The 18,848-nt window shown below is 45.2% G+C and carries 21 protein-coding genes; 2 read left to right on the forward strand and 19 right to left on the reverse strand.

What is annotated here, in order from left to right; all coding sequences use genetic code 11:
- Positions 1 to 12: 12 nt before the first annotated feature.
- From AC1DVJ_RS13015 to AC1DVJ_RS13030, 4 genes are all read right to left on the reverse strand, one after another.
- Positions 13 to 171 (reverse strand): hypothetical protein, encoded by a 159-nt coding sequence (locus AC1DVJ_RS13015; protein WP_477591310.1) that lies wholly within the window; start codon positions 169 to 171, stop codon positions 13 to 15.
- A 333-nt stretch (positions 172 to 504) separates the two neighbouring features.
- Positions 505 to 984 carry a hypothetical protein gene (locus tag AC1DVJ_RS13020; protein ID WP_477591312.1) on the reverse strand — a complete coding sequence of 160 codons (480 nt, stop codon included), beginning with the start codon at positions 982 to 984 and terminating at the stop codon, positions 505 to 507.
- A gap of 45 nt (positions 985 to 1,029) precedes the next feature.
- Positions 1,030 to 1,665, reverse strand: a complete 636-nt coding sequence (locus AC1DVJ_RS13025; protein ID WP_477591314.1) for a trimeric intracellular cation channel family protein — start codon at positions 1,663 to 1,665, stop codon at positions 1,030 to 1,032.
- A gap of 16 nt (positions 1,666 to 1,681) precedes the next feature.
- Entirely contained in the window at positions 1,682 to 2,758 is a 1,077-nt protein-coding gene (locus tag AC1DVJ_RS13030; protein WP_477591316.1) for a Gfo/Idh/MocA family protein, read from the reverse strand.
- 249 nt (positions 2,759 to 3,007) lie between these two features.
- Here AC1DVJ_RS13030 and AC1DVJ_RS13035 point away from each other — a divergent pair, with 249 nt between their 5' ends.
- Entirely contained in the window at positions 3,008 to 3,229 is a 222-nt protein-coding gene (locus AC1DVJ_RS13035) for a hypothetical protein (RefSeq protein WP_477591318.1), read from the forward strand.
- On the opposite strand, the gene kapB is transcribed toward AC1DVJ_RS13035, so the two are convergent.
- From kapB to AC1DVJ_RS13050, 3 genes are read right to left on the reverse strand one after another with little or no spacing between them, the layout of a single operon-like run.
- Entirely contained in the window at positions 3,226 to 3,612 is a 387-nt protein-coding gene (gene kapB, locus AC1DVJ_RS13040) for a kinase-associated lipoprotein KapB (RefSeq protein ID WP_477591319.1), read from the reverse strand. The genes AC1DVJ_RS13035 and kapB overlap by 4 nt on opposite strands.
- Positions 3,613 to 3,625: 13 nt before the next feature.
- Entirely contained in the window at positions 3,626 to 3,946 is a 321-nt protein-coding gene (locus tag AC1DVJ_RS13045) for a thioredoxin family protein (RefSeq protein ID WP_477591321.1), read from the reverse strand.
- Complete coding sequence (locus AC1DVJ_RS13050) at positions 3,946 to 4,467, reverse strand: hypothetical protein (RefSeq protein WP_477591322.1); 522 nt, start codon at positions 4,465 to 4,467, stop codon at positions 3,946 to 3,948. The genes AC1DVJ_RS13045 and AC1DVJ_RS13050 overlap by 1 nt, the downstream gene beginning before the upstream one ends.
- A gap of 73 nt (positions 4,468 to 4,540) precedes the next feature.
- Here AC1DVJ_RS13050 and AC1DVJ_RS13055 point away from each other — a divergent pair, with 73 nt between their 5' ends.
- Positions 4,541 to 4,762, forward strand: a complete 222-nt coding sequence (locus tag AC1DVJ_RS13055; RefSeq protein WP_477591324.1) for a hypothetical protein — start codon at positions 4,541 to 4,543, stop codon at positions 4,760 to 4,762.
- A gap of 65 nt (positions 4,763 to 4,827) precedes the next feature.
- On the opposite strand, the gene AC1DVJ_RS13060 is transcribed toward AC1DVJ_RS13055, so the two are convergent.
- The 12 genes from AC1DVJ_RS13060 to AC1DVJ_RS13115 form a co-directional block, all read right to left on the reverse strand.
- Positions 4,828 to 6,441 carry an ABC-F family ATP-binding cassette domain-containing protein gene (locus AC1DVJ_RS13060; RefSeq protein ID WP_477591326.1) on the reverse strand — a complete coding sequence of 538 codons (1,614 nt, stop codon included), beginning with the start codon at positions 6,439 to 6,441 and terminating at the stop codon, positions 4,828 to 4,830.
- 221 nt (positions 6,442 to 6,662) lie between these two features.
- A complete protein-coding gene (locus tag AC1DVJ_RS13065) occupies positions 6,663 to 8,618 on the reverse strand; it encodes an ABC-F family ATP-binding cassette domain-containing protein (RefSeq protein ID WP_477591328.1) in 1,956 nt (651 codons plus the stop codon).
- Positions 8,615 to 9,664 (reverse strand): M42 family metallopeptidase, encoded by a 1,050-nt coding sequence (locus AC1DVJ_RS13070; RefSeq protein WP_477591329.1) that lies wholly within the window; start codon positions 9,662 to 9,664, stop codon positions 8,615 to 8,617. The genes AC1DVJ_RS13065 and AC1DVJ_RS13070 overlap by 4 nt, the downstream gene beginning before the upstream one ends.
- A 152-nt stretch (positions 9,665 to 9,816) precedes the next feature.
- Positions 9,817 to 10,107, reverse strand: coding sequence for a Dabb family protein (locus tag AC1DVJ_RS13075; protein WP_310223897.1), 291 nt, complete (start codon positions 10,105 to 10,107; stop codon positions 9,817 to 9,819).
- 26 nt (positions 10,108 to 10,133) lie between these two features.
- Complete coding sequence (gene abc-f / locus AC1DVJ_RS13080) at positions 10,134 to 11,690, reverse strand: ribosomal protection-like ABC-F family protein (protein WP_477591331.1); 1,557 nt, start codon at positions 11,688 to 11,690, stop codon at positions 10,134 to 10,136.
- A gap of 102 nt (positions 11,691 to 11,792) precedes the next feature.
- On the reverse strand, positions 11,793 to 13,229 hold the full coding sequence (locus tag AC1DVJ_RS13085) for a DUF6382 domain-containing protein (RefSeq protein ID WP_477591333.1): 1,437 nt from the start codon (positions 13,227 to 13,229) through the stop codon (positions 11,793 to 11,795).
- 14 nt (positions 13,230 to 13,243) lie between these two features.
- Positions 13,244 to 13,753, reverse strand: coding sequence for an A24 family peptidase (locus AC1DVJ_RS13090; protein WP_477591335.1), 510 nt, complete (start codon positions 13,751 to 13,753; stop codon positions 13,244 to 13,246).
- 27 nt (positions 13,754 to 13,780) lie between these two features.
- Positions 13,781 to 14,446, reverse strand: coding sequence for a TadE/TadG family type IV pilus assembly protein (locus AC1DVJ_RS13095; protein ID WP_477591337.1), 666 nt, complete (start codon positions 14,444 to 14,446; stop codon positions 13,781 to 13,783).
- Between the two features lie 16 nt (positions 14,447 to 14,462).
- Positions 14,463 to 16,727, reverse strand: a complete 2,265-nt coding sequence (locus AC1DVJ_RS13100) for a hypothetical protein (protein WP_477591339.1) — start codon at positions 16,725 to 16,727, stop codon at positions 14,463 to 14,465.
- A 14-nt stretch (positions 16,728 to 16,741) separates the two neighbouring features.
- Positions 16,742 to 17,746 carry a TadE/TadG family type IV pilus assembly protein gene (locus AC1DVJ_RS13105; protein ID WP_477591340.1) on the reverse strand — a complete coding sequence of 335 codons (1,005 nt, stop codon included), beginning with the start codon at positions 17,744 to 17,746 and terminating at the stop codon, positions 16,742 to 16,744.
- Entirely contained in the window at positions 17,736 to 17,963 is a 228-nt protein-coding gene (locus tag AC1DVJ_RS13110) for a Flp1 family type IVb pilin (protein ID WP_477591341.1), read from the reverse strand. Before AC1DVJ_RS13110 ends, AC1DVJ_RS13105 begins: the two co-directional genes overlap by 11 nt.
- A gap of 14 nt (positions 17,964 to 17,977) precedes the next feature.
- Positions 17,978 to 18,847, reverse strand: coding sequence for a type II secretion system F family protein (locus tag AC1DVJ_RS13115; protein WP_477591343.1), 870 nt, complete (start codon positions 18,845 to 18,847; stop codon positions 17,978 to 17,980).
- Position 18,848: the final 1 nt, after the last annotated feature.

An 18,848-nucleotide genomic window follows, 5' to 3' on the forward strand; every position in this document is an offset into this window, starting at 1 on the left:
CGTTTGTCTCACTTACTTACTTGTTTGAACCCCATCCTTTTCCTTCGTATACGCAATTAGTGCAACTTCGTAACCCAACTCCTCTTTCATATGGGATTCGAGATTGCGAAGATCCTGCATTAATTCCTCATGAATACCTAAATTTGCAAATTGATACGATTCCATGTCCATGAAATAAATGCCCCCTTTCTAATTCACATTTGACACTAGTGTTAATATGGTCCAATTCCCTTATTTTTACTAAACAAAAAGCCGAAATTCTTACAGCTGAGTTCTCTCCATCTCCATATAAAATGCAATAGTGCAGGATTTTTCTACGTTTTCCTTAATGGACTGGATTTTGATGCAAAAGTACAGCAATTTCCCTCACATTTTCACATTTATCCAAAGTTCGTATCTAAAAGATGTATATTTGCAGTATTTCCCCTTATTTACGCGAAAAAACCCACAAAAGCTGCACTTCGCAGTTTTGTGGGGTAGCTATCGTTTGCTATCGCTGTGTTTCTATTCGTCTTTTTTTCGTGTCTCATCCATTTCTTCTAAAAGCTTACGAACAGCTTCCGGATCCACGTTTCCTTGATCATGAAAAGCCCGAAGCTTCTGAAGCAAATCAGCCGCAATGGCCTCATCCTCGGTTTGCTGTGCTTCATGCGAAGGATCAAACCAGATATAGAAGCCTTCTGGACCATTTCGTAAAAAGGAGGACTTCCAATGCTCCGGATAGGCATATCCTTGCTCTCCAAAGATCATGCCCAGCACATCATCATTCTCAATTGGCATTAAGTAGTGAAACGATTCTGGTTCTCCTGTATTCGAGAAATCTCGATGCATATAGGCATAATGCAGGTAATGCTCGCCGGTCTCGGAATCCTTCGATACTTCGTACAGATCTAACTCTGTTTGCAACAATTCCTTCACGGAAATAATTCGCGTTGCAATCGTTTCTGCTGAAATTTTCTGTTGCTGTGTTAAAGATGCTTCCAAATGACTCTCCTCCTATCTCAAAAGCGATCTAGCATGCTGCATGGACTAAGAATCCGATCTCCTTGTGGATTCCGACAAAGAATCACGCAGGGAGCGTTTCGGCAATTTCCACTTGTAGTTCACTGAGAACATGCGCAATATGATGATAAGTGCAAAAAGAATAGCTAACTGCCACGTCCCTTGTGACCACCCAAGTCCGACTAACGCACCTGCCAGCATCCCCCATACAGCATATATTTCATCCTTGAGCACCAGCGGCTTCCGACCTGCTAGCACATCGCGAACCATACCTCCGCCAATGCCTGTTAGAACCGCCGCTACAATGATTGCGCTTAAAGGGTGCCCCATATTCGTCGCATAGAGCGCCCCTTGAATGGCGAACGCCGCGAGGCCAATCGCATCGAAGAATGCTTCCCATGTTTTCCATAGCCGTATGTATTTCACTGGCATGAAAAAGACAACCGTCATCGCGAACAGAGCGATTTGGAAATACATGCCTTGTTCCCACAGAAGCACGATAGGTTTCCCTATTAGCATATTGCGGATAATTCCACCACCAAAAGCCGTAACGAGCCCAAGTACATAGACCCCTAAGATATCATATTCCTCTTCCATCGCCACGATCGCACCGCTCACTGCAAAGGCAATCGTTCCGATGATACTAAATAACTCCCAGTTCACTTCTTACAGCCCCTGTCTAATCGATGTCCCAGTTCAATTTCACTTCATCGCCTGTTTGCGACGAACGGTAAATCGCATCTAGGATCAAATTATTCGTGTAGCCCGACATAACAGAAGTTATCGGCCGAGAACCGTTCACGATACTGGATAGGAAATGCTGCACCATACGTGCACGCGGATCATCATTGGCTGCAGGCGCGGATAGCTCCGTTTCAACAATACGATCAAATTTCTCTGCGAAAAGCTTTCCTTTCGCGCCTTTCACGTAGGCGCCGCCCTCCGTTCCAAGCAGCTGAACAACTGGCAGATTATCGGTTTCCAGTAAGCCAGCCCAGCTTACATCCAAGGAAAGGGTTGCTCCATTTTCAAATTTGATCAAGGCCGTTGCCAAATCCTCGACATCAAATTTCCCTTGCCAATTCGGAGCACCCCATGTGCCAATGCCTTGCTTACGCGGTCCAAACTCCGCATAAGTTGAGCCATATACAGAAACTGGTTTAGGATTCCCCATCAAATACAGGGTTAAATCTAACATATGTACGCCAAGATCAATAAGAGGACCTCCGCCTGATTTTTCCATTTGCGTAAACCATGTACCCCAACCTGGAATACCTTTACGTCTTAAATAGCTCGCTTTCGCATGATAAATGTGTCCAAGTGCACCTTTCTCCACCTGCTCCTTCACCGCAATTGACGCTGCTTCCCAGCGCATTTGGTGCGGGATCATGAGAATTTTCCCGGCTTTGCGCTCTGCTTCAACAATTTGACGAGCTGAAGCTAGGTCAATCGCCATCGGCTTTTCAAGTAAGACATGCTTACCTGCTTCTAATGCTTGTACGGCAATAGGCGCATGCCACTCATTCGATACCGCAATGACGACCGCATCAATGGAAGGATCCGCTAACAATTTATCTGAATTTGCATATACCTGCTCAATGTTATGTTCTTTCGCTCTCGTTTCAGCAAGCGGTAAATAAACGTCCGTCACGCCTGCAAGCTGCGCCCCTGGTATGATCTTGAACGTCTCCATATGTACATTTCCGATATTTCCGGCGCCAATAATGCCAATACGAGTTGGTTTTGTTACAGTCATTTCTGTGACCCTCCAGAGCCTGTTAGAATACAATCCTATCTATTATAAATGGGGTTAACTTTCCCCGCAACCACGAATCTGCCCCGCTAAAAATTATCTTATCGGAACTAGCCCTGTAGAGCTATTATTCACATATAATAAAATGCTAAAACTTTTCTAATAGTTGCGCTTGAACATATTTAACATTTGAAATGTATCCTAAATGTAAGAAGCAAGAAAACAAGTATCCGTATAAAGGAGGGCTTGAACATGCAAGCAAACACGATCCGCTACAAGAATAAATCGATCCCTGTGATGAATTTCACTCATAAACGTTCCCAGATGGATTTACTTTCGACTAAATTGAAGGAATACGAGCTGCACTTTGAATTTCGCAGAAAATTAAAAATGATCTCGATGATCGAGATCATTGGTGATGTCGCTATTTTCAAATACAATGATGGCACCAAGTTGTACCTAGAAGTTTCCTAATTGGACGGTGGAAAATATTCTTTATTCAGCTGATCAAGCTCCTGCAGAGAGCGTCGGGCCCATGCTTCCATGTCCGACAGTTTATCGATCTGAGCCAATAGCGCTCTCTTCAGAGATACTTGATAATCTGGCACCTCACCCGCATAAGGACGAATCGTTGCAAGCGGCATTAACGCAATCTCTTGATGAGATAATGCCCGTCTTTGATGAAAAAAAGCTACGCTTGGATCCATCGGATTATGTAAGTCTCCTTGTGTTGGGTGATCCTTCACGGCAAGAATACGAACAGCCGCCTTCATGCTGGAGGTCAATTCAACTACCTCCCCGAAATAAACACCTGTTTTATACTCAGCAATAACGCGGTCTCCGATTTGAAAACTCATCGATACTCAGCTCCTAATCTTGTTCTATTAATGGCAATAGCCTTCGATATAACTCATCCACGGATTGCATCCGATACATCATTTGTTTCTCTTTCCCTGGTTCCATAATGACAATACACGGGACACTAGCGATTTGCCATTCTTGGCTTATTTGCGGCAGAAAATTAATATTGCATTTCACAAGCGGCAGACTTGGCTTCATCGTTAGAATAATGTCTAGCATACGCTCCGTTACCTTGCATGTGCCGCATAATGGCGTGTACATAAAGACGGCGAAGGATCCTTCGTTATAACCTACTTTATCTTGCAGTTCTTGTTGAGATAATTCTTGCATCACAATGTCCCTCGCTCATCTAGCAACGCCAAGCTATCAAAAGCGTAGTCGATCAGATCAGTAAAGTCATCAAGGTGGCTCTCATCAATTTTCCGGCCAAAGGATAACGTAATGAGATTGCGGTACTCCTCTGGTTGTTCCCCATACAGATACGAAATTTGCTGGGTAATTCGCGGACGTTGCTCCCAAATAGCATTCAATTGCGCTTCGATCATCGGGCAATCTAATTCTGGATCGTTCACATGCGTGTGAAGCTTAATCAATAACGTACAACCAGGCTTAGCCGTTGGATTTTCAAGAATTTCTGCAGCCAAATCACTCAAATGAACATGCAAGTAGATTTCTGCTTTATTAGGAAGCCCTACTTGCCTTGCAAATTCTATAGCAAATGTGCGAGACATCGAGGACAAGTCAATTAAATCTTCTCTTCGTGTTATGATGATTTTACCTTCCAAGTCTAAATCGTAGACGGCTCCTTCGAGCACGACTTTGATATTGTCATAGATCGTCGGATCAAACATCCCCACACACCTTCTTTCATCTTTTCTTTGATTCGATTATACTATGATTATACCACGTAAAGAAGGTGTTCTTATGTCAGACAAGCCTCAAGATGGACAGGCCGACCAGGTCGAGCCGCAAAGTGTCAAAAAAGTCAGCTTAGCCGATGCGATTAAAGCAAAGCTAGCTCAGAAGCAAGCAGATCAAGCAGCAGCGCGTGCTAATCCGAAAGCAGCTGGGAATGGTAACCAAACCGCGAAAAGCCAAATGACCAAAAAAGTAAATAATCAACGCCGTCGCACTGGCGGCAGCTAGACAACACTTTGTGTAGCTAAAAGCGCCCTGAGAGAAACACTTCAGGGCGCTTTTAACTTTTTTATTTATGCGTATTGAATCTCACGTTGTTTTTTTACATCATCGCTTTCCAGGTACTCATCGTACGTGAACATCTTATCGATAAGGCCTTTAGGCGTAAGCTCCATAATGCGAGTTGCAATCGTTTGGATGAACTGATGGTCATGAGATACGAATAGGATCGTACAGTCGGTATCAACAAGCCCATTGTTCAGTGCCGTAATAGACTCCAAATCCAAATGGTTGGTAGGCTCATCAAGGATCAATACGTTGGCTCCGCTTAGCATCATTTTGGAGAACATACAACGCACTTTCTCTCCTCCGGAAAGCACATTCGCTTTTTTCAACGCCTCTTCACCAGAGAACAACATGCGCCCTAGGAATCCGCGAAGGAATGACTCATCTTGATCCTTGGAGTACTGACGAAGCCAGTCTACCAAAGTCAAATCAGAGTTGAAATAATCTTGGCTGTCTTTCGGGAAGTACGCTTGAGAAGTAGTAATCCCCCATGAGAATGTACCGCTATCTGCTTCCATTTCGCCCATCAAAATTTTGAACAGCGTCGTTTTCGCAATTCCGTCTATTCCAACGAAAGCTACTTTATCCCCTTTATTGATCGTAAAGGTTACGTTATTTAATACTTGAACACCATCAATCGTTTTGGAAATGCCTTCAACTGCAAGCAACTGCTTACCTGCTTCACGCTCACCTTTGAAGTGAATGAACGGATATTTACGGCTGGAAGGACGAATATCTTCAAGCGTAAGCTTCTCCAATTGCTTTTTACGGGAAGTCGCTTGCTTGGATTTGGAGGCATTCGCACTAAAGCGCGCAATAAAAGCTTCCAACTCTTTACGTTTTTCTTCCGTTTTCTTATTCGCATCACGTGTCAAACGAAGTGCCAATTGGCTGGACTCATACCACCAATCGTAGTTACCAACGTACATTTGGATTTTACCAAAGTCGATATCTGCAATGTGGGTACATACTTGGTTCAGGAAGTGACGGTCATGTGATACCACGATAACAGTGCCTTCGAAACGGGACAAGAAATGCTCCAGCCAACGAATGGACTCTAAGTTCAAATGGTTGGTAGGCTCATCGAGTAGTAGAATGTTCGGGTTACCGAATAAAGCTTGTGCCAAGAGCACACGAACTTTCTCGTTTCCATCAAGATCCTTCATTTTCGTATCGTGAACGGATGTTGGGATTCCTAGACCGATCAATAGCTCTGCTGCGTCGGATTCTGCTTGCCAACCGTCTAGATCTTGGAATTCGCCTTCAAGCTCAGCCGCTCTCATGCCGTCTTCCTCGGAGAAATCCGCTTTCGCATACAAAGCATCTTTCTCTTCCATGATTTTGTAGAGGCGTGCGTGACCCATAACGACCGTTTTCAAAACTTCGATTTCATCAAACTCGTAATGGTTCTGTTTCAGAACAGCCATACGCTCACCTGGTGTGATGTTGACTTCGCCTGTGTTAGGCTCGATCTCGCCGGAAAGAATTTTGATGAATGTTGATTTACCTGCACCGTTGGCTCCGATCAAACCGTAGCAATTTCCTGGTGTGAATTTAATATTGGCGTCTTCGAATAGGGCTCTCTTGCCGTAACGAAGCGTCACGTTATTTACACTAATCATGGGGTCTATATACCTACCTTTATTATATTTTCTTCTAAATAATGTTCAAAAAGTCGGGTTTTCAGCACCGAGAAGGTTGCGAGAACCTGAAGAAGGAGGAGCGGAGTGTAGGCAAAACTACATGAGCACCGGACTTCAAAGGTGAACGCAAGATTCGATGTCGAATAGACTTCTTGGCTTGCTTCGTGATCAAAAGACGACTTTTTGAACTACTACTATTATCATAACTTATTTCGTTCTATTTCTTCTACTAACTCTGATAAATAAGTCCATCTTTCCATCGCTGCTTCGAGCTCAGCGGCGGTTTGTTGCTCTTGCTCATACAGATCGCGAGCGAGATCAAAGTTACTTCCAGAGGCTTCGATTTGCTTTTTCAAGCTATCCGCTTTGTCCTCTAACATAGCTATTGTGTTCTCGATTTCGTCCCATTCCTTCTGTTCTTTGAACGTCAGCTTCTTGGGGCGATTCGTAGCTGGAGCTGAGCTTGAAGGTGACGTACTGGCAGTAGTGCTATTGCTAGCTGTCTTCGAGCTCGCTTGGCGAACGATTTCTTTCCGAGCTTGCTCCGCCTCTTCTTGTTCACGCTTATCTTCCAAGTAATCGGAATATGTGCCGATGAACGGCTCGATCCCGCCATTCCCGTCAAAAGCGAATAAATGAGAAACTGTTCGATCCAAGAAGTAGCGATCATGGGAAACTGTGATGACAGCCCCTGAGAATTGATCCAGATAATCTTCCAGTATCGTCAAAGTTTGGATGTCCAAGTCATTGGTCGGCTCATCGAGGAGCAAAACATTCGGTTCCCCCATTAGGGTGCGTAACAAATAAAGTCTGCGACGCTCTCCACCTGAAAGCTTACCAATTGGCGACCATTGCAGGTTAGGAGAAAATAAGAAGCGTTCTAGCATTTGTGCGGCCGAAATGGTCTCACCATCCGACGTGCGAATCTGCTCCGCGGCTTCCTTGATGTATTCAATCACGCGCATCTTCTCATCCATGGCGACGTTTTCTTGCGTATAGTAGGCCAGTTTCACCGTTGTGCCGGTCTCAATCGTACCGCTGTCGGGCTGGATACGCCCGGCGAGCATGTTAAGCAGCGTCGATTTGCCGCTGCCGTTCGGACCGATGATGCCGAGACGATCCTTCGGCATCACAATGTAGCTGAAGCCGCTGAGAAGCGGCTTTCCGCCAGGGAAGGCCTTGGTGATGGTGTCGAGCTCCATCACCTTTTTGCCAAGGCGGCTTCCTGCCAGCGCCATGTCGAGCTTGTCACCGGGACCATCCACCTTGGTGTCCCGTAGATCCTCGGCGCGGTTGATACGCGCCTTCTGTTTCGTCGTGCGCGCCTTCGCGCCGCGACGGAGCCAAGCCAGCTCGCGGCGTAGGAGATTCTGCCGCTTATCTTCACTAGCGGCTTCGGAATCCATCCGCTCCGCTTTCTTCTCGAGGAACCACTCGTAGTTCCCCTCGTAGCTGTAGATCTTGCCCCGGTCCAGCTCCAGAATGCGGGTGGTGACCCGCTCTAGGAAGTACCGGTCATGGGTAACGAGCAGCAAAGCTCCGCGCCATTTGCTGAGGAATTCCTCGAGCCAGATGGCCGTCTCGTTATCAATATGGTTCGTCGGCTCATCGAGGATGAGCAGATCGGCGGGTTGAATCAGAACGCGCGCCATGGCGACGCGTTTGCGCTGACCGCCGGACAGCAGGCCGACGGGCTTGTCGAACTCGCTGATGCCAAGCTTCATCAGCACGGTTTTGGCCAAGGTGCTGGCTTCCCAGGCACCTTGCTCATCCATGCGCGCCTGAGCAGCGAATAGGCGCGCTTGTTTCTTCTCGCTGGAGGCATCAAGCTCCAGCTCCGCGAGGGCCAGCTCATAGTCGCGCAGCGTCTTCATGAGCGGCGAATCGCCGTGGAATACTTGCTCAAGCACCGTGGAGTTTGGATCAAACTCTGGGTTTTGCGGCAAGTATTCCACCCGGAAATGGTTCGCGTGCACGAGCTTGCCGCGATCTGGTGTTTCCAGACCCGCTAGCATCTTCAGCAGTGTGGACTTGCCTGTGCCGTTCACGCCGATGAGGCCAATACGCTGCTTCTCGTTCAGGGTGAACGAGATATCATCGAAAAGCACCTTGTCGCCGTAGGTTTTGGTTATATCGACCGCACTTAGAATGTTCATCCTTGCACCGGCTCCATGATGTATGCGGCAAGAAGGGCTGCTGTATTCACTACAGCATCCATATGCGTACGCTCCATGCTATGTGACGCATGAACACCAGGCCCAATGAGCGCTGCTCTTATATCGCGGCCGCCTCTAAGCGCCGCCGATGCATCCGAGCCATAGCGCGGATAAATATCCACAGCATAGCCGATTTCAAGCTTCTCGGCATGCGCAATCATTTGCGACGTCATCGCATAGTCATAAGGACCTGACGAATCCTTCGCACAAATGGAAACATCACGCTCACTGCCACTTAAATCATCCCCGAGTGCACCCATATCCACAGCGATAAAGTCGGTTATATCCTCTGGAATAAATGCAGAGCCATGCCCAACCTCTTCGTAGTTGGAGAAGAACAATTTGATCGTATAGTGAGGCTGAATGCCTTGCTCCTTAATCAGCTTTAGTAGGCCGAACAAGGATGCTACGCTAGCTTTATCATCCAAATGGCGTGATTTCACATAGCCATTGTCCTTCACTTGTACACGCGGATCAAAAGAGATGAAATCACCAACACGGATACCGAGCGCTTGCACATCTTTTTTGGAGCTAACAAGCTCATCGATACGAACTTCCATATTCGCTTCATCGCGCTTATACTCTCTCGCGTCTTCATACACATGCACGGATGGTCTTGAGGTAAGAATCGTGCCGTCATACACTTGTTCATCACGTGTATGAATTTGCACGTACTCATTCTCGATAGCACCCATCATAAACCCGCCAAGTGAAGTGATTTTCAACGTGCCATTGTCTTTAATAGAACGCACCATCGCGCCGAGCGTATCCACATGTGCCGAGATGCCAATTACACGATCGGAATGGGTACCAGGAATGGTTACGATGCCGCAGCCTTTATTCGTATAAGAAAGCCCGAAGCCTAATTTACTCACTTCAAGCTCTACTTTTTGCATAATATGATGCGTGTATCCTGTCGGACTAGGAGTCCGCAAGAGCATTTCAAGTACTTCAGTCATATAAGCTCTATTTAGTTTGGACTTCAATTGGATTCCTCTCCCATGTCTATGTAAATATAGTTTTGCGCTAAACACACAAAAAACAGTGCAGCCTAAGAATTTTGCATGGACCTGACGACGTCAAGAACCAGCCTCTTCTAAGGATACTACACTGTTCTCCTATGTTTTTCAAACGTAGGTTAGCTTACAAAATCAACACAGATGGACGTTCCATCAAGAACTGTTTTCATATGAGCTTTGACTTCTTCGTGCAAAGGGTGAGTATCATAAACCTTCAAATCGTCCAGAGAATCAAATTTCGTTATGAGTGCGATATCGTAAGAACGCTCTAAATGTAGAATGTCAGTCCCAACCTCAATGTGCCGTAAAACCGGGATTTTACCTTCCATGTTCGTAAGAACCGCTTTGGTTACTTCCACCGCTTCAGGACTGCGATCTTTGAGCTTAAAAAACACAACGTGCGTTAACATCGTTATTCCTCCATTTGACTATTAGATTAATTCGTTACTTTGGCAGACCATTCTTCAACATCCCACACTCGTGTTACCCAACCTTCATAGAATTCAGGTTCATGGCAAACCAGAAGAACTGTTCCTTTGTACTCTTTTAATGCGCGTTGAAGCTCTTCTTTGGCTACGACGTCCAAATGGTTCGTAGGCTCATCGAATAACAACCAATTGCTTTCTTGCATGAGCAGCTTGCACAGACGAACCTTCGCTTGCTCGCCACCGCTCAGCATGCTCATCGCACGAGTGATGTGCTCATTCTTGAGCCCGACTCGCGCAAGTGCGCCTCTGACTTCGTTCTGTGTCATGGAAGAGAAGGAATTCCATACATCATCAATCGGCGTCATACTTGGCGCTTTGACTTCTTGTTCAAAGTAAGCAGGGCTTAAATAATCGCCGCGATACGTTTTTCCGCTGAAAGGCTCGATTTTGCCCAAAATCGTCTTCAATAAGGTCGATTTACCTACCCCATTACATCCGACAATGGCAATTTTCTCACCGCGCTCAATCGTCACATTCATCCGTGGAAGCAAGGCACGATCATAGCCGATCTCCAAATCTTGCGCTTCAAATACAACTCTACCACTTGAGCGGGATTCTTTGAATACGAACGTAGGCTTCATAGCTGTTTCTGGACGCTCGATGCGGTCAATTCGATCCAACTGCTTCTCCCGGCTCTTCGCACGGGTTGAAGTTGATGCCCGCGCTTTGTTGCGCGCGATGAAATCCTCCTGCTTCTTAATGTAATCCTGCTGCTTCTCATAAGCGTCAATGTGCTGCGCTTTATTCATTTCAGCCATATCAAGGAACTTCTCATAGTTCGCTGTGTAGCGTGTCAACTTGGAAAATTCCAAATGATAGACAACATTAACAACATCATTCATGAATTCTGTATCATGTGAAATTAGCATGAAAGCATAAGGATAATTCTTCAAATACATTTTCAACCACTCAATGTGTTCCACATCCAAGTAGTTGGTAGGCTCATCGAGTAGAAGGACGGTTGGTTTTTCTAACAAAAGCTTCGCTAAGAGAACCTTCGTCCGTTGTCCACCGCTAAGTGAAGTTACATCACGATCTAATCCAATCGCATTCAGACCTAATCCGTTACCCATTTCCTCGACTTTCACATCAAGGAGATAGAAATCGCCGATCTCCAAACGCTCTTGAATTTCGCCCATTTCCTCTAGCAGAGCTTCAAGTTCCTCAGGCGTGGCATCACCCATTTTATCAGTAATGGCCATCATTCGTTTTTCTTCTTCATACAAAGGCAGGAACGCATCACGCAAAATATCGCGGATCGTTTTACCTGCGGCCAGCACGGAATGCTGATCCAAGTAACCATAGTGGACTCTCGGCGTCCATTCTACTTTTCCTGTATCCTTCAGAAGCTTACCAGTTAATATATTCATCAACGTGGATTTCCCCACGCCATTCGCTCCAACGATACCAACGCGTTCACCAGCAAGTAAGCGGAACGACACATTTTTAAACAATGTACGATCGCCAAAGCTGTGGCTCAAATCTTCAATGGTTAACAGACTCATTTGTAAAACCAAACCCCTGTCTAGTTCTAAGATAATCACGTATTTTACTCGCGACTTCTTATTATACCACTGCTCAAGGCAGACAGGAAGTAGAACTATTTGTTATAAGAGCCGAAAAGTCATTTCTTGTCGAATAATTCGCACAATGTCCCCATCTTTTAGCGGATAGGCTTGATAGGTGACCAAAGGATGATCGTTCAAATAGGTACCGTTGGTAGAGCCGGCGTCTCTAAGCTGATAGCCATTGTTCGTTTGTACGATTTCCGCATGGATTCTAGAAACACCAGCAATTTCCATCACGTAGTCAACCTTACTGCTTGAATCCCCCCTGCCGATCGTAAAAACTTCACTGCTGACGGGAACGGAATGTTTACTTCCTTCTATTTGAAATTCCAATCGAGGTCCCAGCGGCATCTGCTTTGGAGATTTCCCAAGAAACACCGTGGCATTTGATTTTGAAGGGCTGAGAAGGGTTGTATGCATCGGTAAATTCTGATAGTAGTCCGTCATATCCATGGGAGCCGCCGCGATAGTTGAGGCATCACTCGAGTTAGCGGAATCGGGATTTGGGATGGTGGCGTGTGGGAACACGGGGCGGCCCTTGCAAAGCAGAACAAAGACTACATCTCCTAGCAACAGCGTGATTCCAGCTATAAGCTGCAGTGTGCTAGTTGAAGGGTACGTCAAGTATTGCTGCCAGAGAAAGGCAGATAGAATGAGTATGAGCGCGGTTGTCATCCATCGTGCTCGCTGATTAAGAGGAATGAAAGATAGAGGTTTATGATCAAGTTTAGCCAAGTTGGGAATGATAAGTTGTATGGGGGTATCTTCTTTCCGCTTCCAATGTGCTTTAGGTAATTCGAGTTCTGGTAATGCGGCTTCAACGGGTTCTGTTTGTGTAACAGTTGAAGTTGTTGAAGTTGTTGGAGTTGTTGGAGTTGTTGGATTTCGCATTTGAACCGGCTCGTCCATTAGCTTCAAAAACGCTTCCTTATAGCCAAGTAAACTCTTTTTAACCAAATGCGTGGAAATCCAAGCTTGCAGTTGATCCTGCTCCTCTTCCCCAACATGTGTGATAAGCTTTCTGAGAAGCGAATCTATTGAAAGACAGACATCATCTTCGTCATGCTGCATGTCTAACGGAACATATGTTAGGTAAACATCCGACCAATCCTGTCCGACGAATATAAAATTATCCTTCAGCACGAAATTCATCTCGTATAGCATGTAATTCTTACTCTCATCGAGTGTACATACAATCGCATACATTAATTTGGAGAGGTGATGGCTCGAGAATGCACCCACCTTAAGAACATGCGTCAGCATGCGTTTGGAAGACAATCTATACTGTAGTCGAAGGTTAGCATCCACCTCGTGAATGTCGAGCGGCAACAGCCTTGGGACTTGATTAGCTTCTAACATACGTACCTGTAAAGTGGAAAGCTCACTTCCTGCTATTCCACCTTCCTTGAACAACTCCATATGATGTCCATGTCGATACACAAACTCATACCGAAGTCCGAATACATCTTGCTTCATTCAACCACCTCCTATCAAAGTAAAGCATAGTAATATGAGACAATAACACCAGGTAATACAGCGTACATAAAGGGAAATTTAATGTTTTTCTGATACTTGATCTCACGTAATGTTTCGAGCCTGTTGAGCGCAATAATCGAGATAAGCCACGCAGTAAGCTTATGACCAGTCGCTCTCATTTGTTTTTTTATAAGTAATAGAACAAGTCCGATGATTCCTGCACATAAAATCGAGTAAATTAGTGTTTGTAAGACAAACATACAACCCATCATAGCCCCAATAGCAGCAAAGAGCTTGACATCCCCTGCGCCCAAAGCTCCTAAAAGATACAAAACGAGTACTATGAGAAAGCCCGTACATGCCCCAATGATAGAAAAAAGCAAACCGTTCCAGCCCTGCGTCCCTACGTGGAACACTATACCGACAATAGTTCCACACACGGTCAACGTATTAGGCAGCTTTGAATGCCGAACATCAGTAACAAAAGCAATTGCGATAAATATAATAAAAAGTCCATCAATCACGATAATGATAGTACTCCTCCCTACTGTTCAATCCCCTACCCAAGCCCGTTCATAGGCCCTTTTTTTCAAAACAATCGTTTGACTCATAAAAGGAATAGGAAGCTTATAGGTCAATTGAGCTTCGAGACCAAAGAAAGCCTCACTGCCTTGTTCCATACTCGGTAACGTCACGGAGATGACTTTAAAGTTCTTCTTTTCGACGATAGACGCATCGCAAAACGCAAACACAATGGGTGTAAAGGCCGCGAGTATTCGCGGTTTCACATGATCTTCATAGAGTCCGTTCAGTTCATCTTGAGCCATGCCTTCGCCAAACTCCCGCTTCTCTTTTTCCCAGCGGACGAGCTCCAAAACAGAATCTGGTATGTAGGCAGCGTACTGATCGGCATAATCCTCTGCACTCGTCACGTGGTTCCGTGCCGATTGGACTTGACCTACGACAGCATTAAGCATGTCCGCTGCACGGCTTTGATCATATTTCACTTGGGCTTCTTGGACCAGAATCCGAACAGGGTACAGTTGACCTGCGATGGACTTCGTCGCCTCGGACACACCTGTCTGCATAGACATTTCGACAACAGCAATTTGAATGAAAAGCACAAGACCTACTACGAAAGCCAAAAACAAAGGCAGTATAAGTGAAGCCTCCAGAACTATGCCGCCCTCTTGCTCTTTGTGCAGTTTCAGAAGCAACTCTCTCACCCCTTTCTCAATACGATACGACAGCAGTCCGATTGATTTGACATTGGGTTCCGACGATTTTACATCCCAAAAGTCCAGTCCCATCCAACAGTTTCATCACTTGTGGAATAAACCAAAGTCTTATTTCACTAGAGGCATTCGCTTGCATATAGGTTGTTTCTTGGATGAGATCTTTACCAGTCTCTAATTCGAGAAGCGCCTGCATTCTAGACATCAGCTTGGCATTGTTGCTATGCAGCATGAGAAATAACCGTAAATAGTCTTTGTAAGTTAATTTGAGCGCCGTTGTTGAAAGCTTAGAGGATAATTCAACAGCTTCACCTTTCACCAACGTGTTCATGTCGACTAGCGCCTTTACTGCACCTTGGGCCACTGCAGCCAATAACACGAGTAAAGGGGACCCGATGCCCAGAAGCTCCTTCTTCGGATCTAATAAGGCTTCGACTGTACGAATCGCCAATCGTAATGAAAACATTTCTGCATACGCCGATGATATGTTAGCGGAACATGAAGAAAATCCGTACAAGAGATATTCAACCTCTTGCCTTGCTAGCGGGTGTGTCCCAGGGTCAACGAATTCATTGGACAATTTTGGTTGCTCACTAGGATCTTTCTCTAGCCCATATGTTCGATAGTTAAACTTTGTAAGCGCATATTCATTCACATAGAGCTCATCTCGCAGATCTTCTGCTGCCTGGTTGATTGCTCCCAGCATATCCATCGCCCTTAAACTAGCTGGCTCAGCTTTATCAAGGTCATAAGCAACCTCATTTCCAATCGCTGTTTCTTGCGCATTCACTTCTCGATATTTCTGAAAGTAGCCTAATTCACCCTGGAGCTTGCTATATTGCGCAGCATCACCAGATTGTGAATTCGTCAGACTACAACCGCCAATAGCTTGCCTCGCTTGATCCAAAACAGCTTGGATTTTATTCTTTTGAGTCTGCTTATTCATCGTGCTCGCTTCATTCTTAGCCATTCTAGATTGCTCTATTGGGCTTTGTTTACTGTGAAATTCATTTGCAGATGCCCAATAAGCATCGTTGGCTTGATTGAACTCGCTTGTATGTACTGACGTATACAAGAAGACTCGCTCAACAGATGACTGAAAAGCTGAAAATAACGCTGCAATCTGTGCGACTGACGTTTGATACTGATAAAAATAATCATCCCCAATGAGGGAAACATGTTGAAATACATCATTAGCTCCTTGAGCATCTCTAGTAGATGTAGATGTGCTCGAAATTCCGGTTAACTTAGCGCGTAACTCATCATTTTTTTGCTTGGCTAGCCGTAAGGTAGGCTCGATCACCTGCTGGAGCTGCTTAATATCATTTTCATTGGCGGCTACTTCTAGCTTCGTACGGATAACTAGTGCCGTGTACTTCAAAATTTGTTGAACTAAAGCTTCAAGCTCAGTAAGCTTCTGTGAAAGCGTATTAGCCTGCTCCTCAAGCGTATGTTTAGCTTCAACAATTGTTCGGATACTGGCTGCCGCCTCAGGACCTGCTTTTACCATTGAAGCCAAAGAAAGATCCATATTCCTCATCGTATTCATAAGAGAATCCAGTTCCACATTTACCTGACTGATTTCGCCACGAACTTCGTCAACTGTATGAATGCCGATTTGCCCAGCTAACTCGTCTAATTCCGCAATTCTTGTTACATAATAGCTGTGAAAAGACGTTGTTTTCGCATATAACGCTTCCGTACTCTGCCATGCTTCATCTAGCTCGGATTCCCTCTGCTCGATAAGCTTCTCTAATTCAGCCGCATCTTTGGCAAATTGCGATCCCATCTGAAAAGGCTCCCGGACGCCACTTTTCTGAAATTTATCAGCGATTTCTAGGGTGTATTCAATAGGTGCTTTTATTTTCATATCTTGGATGAGCTGATCTTTAAATATGACATGGCTAGCAAGCGAATAAACTGGTGTAACACGTACAGTGYCTTCAACAGCCTTGGTATTTATAAAGTGAAACGCATTCGAAGAGATGCCTCCCGATAGGTTTTTGACAAAGACATCACTAAACAATTTTTCTAATGCATCCTGAGAGAGACCCATGCCATAAAGTCCTCTCTTCTGCAACTCGCTATCAAATGAGGACATCACTGAGCGTGTCGCCGCATGTATAGCGGACTCTGTTTCTTTCTCCGCTACTTTGATTCGGGCAAAATCAATAAGTACTGCTTGAAATATGAAAATCGGAACGATAATGAGTATCAAATAGACGGATACCGCGCCGTTCTCTGCATATAGAAATCTCCTCAAAGGCTCCCCTCTTTCTAATTGTGAATAACAACCACGATCCCTTTACGTTCGAGTTCTTTGCGAAAAGCGGCCGTAGGCATCCCTTTGCCACTGGCATCCTTCTTAAAAAAGTGCCAGACGACGCCTTTCACTGTATGATCATGTTGGAGAAGCTCGACGTCCTTCGGCAGCTGTTCCGTCCGAAGCTGAGCTTCGGACATACTGTAAAAGGCTTGGTGACCAATGCCTCGAGTATCTAATGCATCGACTTTCCTACTTTTTCCAGACGCCGTAGTCAGCACAACCTCTGTGCCACCCACCAATGATCTCAAGTACGTGGATGCCTGACGTTCTGATTGAATAGTGACACCCGGACCAGACAAATCGGTCTTTACGGGATCTACAAGTGCTGCCTTCGCTTTCTCAGGTGAAATCCGTGCAACTAGTGTCTGCAAATAGGTACGTGTCAGATCTGTCGTTCGGATCAGCTCTATAGAATCAACAACATGAGCAACAGACTTACCTTCTGTTGGAGCCGTCTGCATCCATTTCCGCAGTATTGAGGGCATTAGAAAGGACTTGTTTACAACTACTTCAATTTGATGATCAAGTAAATAATTCGTATACGTTGCCGTGCCTGTAACACCTGCTGGGAGTAAGCTATTGGCTTTTGCCAGCTTTTTCTCCTCAAGAACATCGGTGTGATTCGCGGGGATTGTGATGCTAGTACCGCCATTCCCTTGCAGCAAGCCAAATAAATCGCTCACATTGTCCTGCGTCAGACGCCAGTACAAACCATCCGTTTCCTGCGGATTATAGCTTCCTGTCGTCACATCTTTATGGCTGTTATTCCAAGTAAAAGCTAGCTTTTCTGCTGCTGATCGAGCTAATTGCCCCATATAAACATGCTGATAAGCATACATCCCTACAAACAAAAGCGTCACCGTACATATGAGAATGACAGGAAAAACGAGTGACGCTTCTAAAGTGAATGTTCCTTGTTCATTTCCAGTGAAGCGATGGAACCGACTATGGCGCACAGCTCGTAGTTGGGCTAGGCGCACAAGGTGCAACTGCACTGTTATCCTTTAAGTCGGAGTTCGCATCACCGATCAATTTTTGAAACCACGACACGATCCACTTTCTGAAAATAATCGCAATTGCAACAAGCACAGCAACAATCAATAAAATCTCTAGCGTTCCGAGTCCATCTTCCTCTTTCCAAACACGTTTAAAGCATTCCATCATCGCTTTCATTTCAACATCCCTTTCTATTGGTTCATCATGAGTAACGCGGGTGCGGCGACAATCACCATCACCACAACAAAAATTAAAACCATCGGGAAAACTAACTTGGAAGATGCTTCCTCCCCTAAAGTTCGCGAGACACTCTTCCTGCGTTGCCACAGCTCCAGCGAAAGTGCGTGCAGGGCAACGACAAAGTCATTACCRCCTCTTTTATAGTTCAGACTAAGCGTTGACGTAAATAATGACACTTCATGTAACGCGCATCGCTTACTGAAATCTTCTAATACCTTCGTGAAGGAGATATTCATCTCCAGCTCATGCACAGCTACAAGTAATTCTTTGAAAAGCGGAGAATCCGTCATATGCGGCTTGGCTTGAACACAACGTATCCACGCACGGTTAACAGTTTCACCCGCATTAACTAAGAGCACGATTGTGCTCAGAAACTCAGGTAGCTCTTGGATCATTGATTGCTGCTTTTTGCGTATTTTGGTATCTAAATCACGAACCATCATCATCGGTGTACCCATTGCAGCAACCACACCAAAAGCTAACATCGAGCTATCTTCACCAGCAAAAATGGCAAGTAAAGTAACGATGAAAAGGCACAGCGTACTGGCAGAAATCAACTCAGCTACGAACCACTTGCTGCCTTGTGAGGACAAGCTCCTACCGTACAAGGTCATACATTTATGATGGATTTTAGACGTGAAATCAGGGAACCGCTCCAACAATTGAAGCTTATCGATCACAAAATAACTGTATGGTAAGAGCAATTTTAACCGAAACGGGTAGCTGATTATTGAAAGCTGTGCCCCGTATTTCTTACGTCCAATCACTTGTAAAGCCATTAAGAAAACAATTTGTGCTAAACCTAATAGCCAGATCCACATG

Source organism: Paenibacillus sp. P4_A9, assembly GCF_056402415.1.

What these genes read in the sequence shown, in the direction of transcription:
- AC1DVJ_RS13085 (WP_477591333.1), bottom strand. Translation starts at nt 13,229, where the DNA reads ATGAAGCAAGATGTATTCGGACTTCGGTATGAGTTTGTGTATCGACAT.
- AC1DVJ_RS13060 (WP_477591326.1), bottom strand. Translation starts at nt 6,441, where the DNA reads ATGATTAGTGTAAATAACGTGACGCTTCGTTACGGCAAGAGAGCCCTA.
- AC1DVJ_RS13065 (WP_477591328.1), bottom strand. Translation starts at nt 8,618, where the DNA reads ATGAACATTCTAAGTGCGGTCGATATAACCAAAACCTACGGCGACAAG.
- AC1DVJ_RS13035 (WP_477591318.1), top strand. Translation starts at nt 3,008, where the DNA reads ATGCAAGCAAACACGATCCGCTACAAGAATAAATCGATCCCTGTGATG.
- AC1DVJ_RS13045 (WP_477591321.1), bottom strand. Translation starts at nt 3,946, where the DNA reads ATGCAAGAATTATCTCAACAAGAACTGCAAGATAAAGTAGGTTATAAC.
- abc-f (WP_477591331.1), bottom strand. Translation starts at nt 11,690, where the DNA reads ATGAGTCTGTTAACCATTGAAGATTTGAGCCACAGCTTTGGCGATCGT.
- AC1DVJ_RS13075 (WP_310223897.1), bottom strand. Translation starts at nt 10,107, where the DNA reads ATGTTAACGCACGTTGTGTTTTTTAAGCTCAAAGATCGCAGTCCTGAA.
- AC1DVJ_RS13015 (WP_477591310.1), bottom strand. Translation starts at nt 171, where the DNA reads ATGGACATGGAATCGTATCAATTTGCAAATTTAGGTATTCATGAGGAA.
- AC1DVJ_RS13050 (WP_477591322.1), bottom strand. Translation starts at nt 4,467, where the DNA reads ATGTTTGATCCGACGATCTATGACAATATCAAAGTCGTGCTCGAAGGA.
- AC1DVJ_RS13030 (WP_477591316.1), bottom strand. Translation starts at nt 2,758, where the DNA reads ATGACTGTAACAAAACCAACTCGTATTGGCATTATTGGCGCCGGAAAT.
- kapB (WP_477591319.1), bottom strand. Translation starts at nt 3,612, where the DNA reads ATGAGTTTTCAAATCGGAGACCGCGTTATTGCTGAGTATAAAACAGGT.
- AC1DVJ_RS13110 (WP_477591341.1), bottom strand. Translation starts at nt 17,963, where the DNA reads ATGAAAGCGATGATGGAATGCTTTAAACGTGTTTGGAAAGAGGAAGAT.
- AC1DVJ_RS13055 (WP_477591324.1), top strand. Translation starts at nt 4,541, where the DNA reads ATGTCAGACAAGCCTCAAGATGGACAGGCCGACCAGGTCGAGCCGCAA.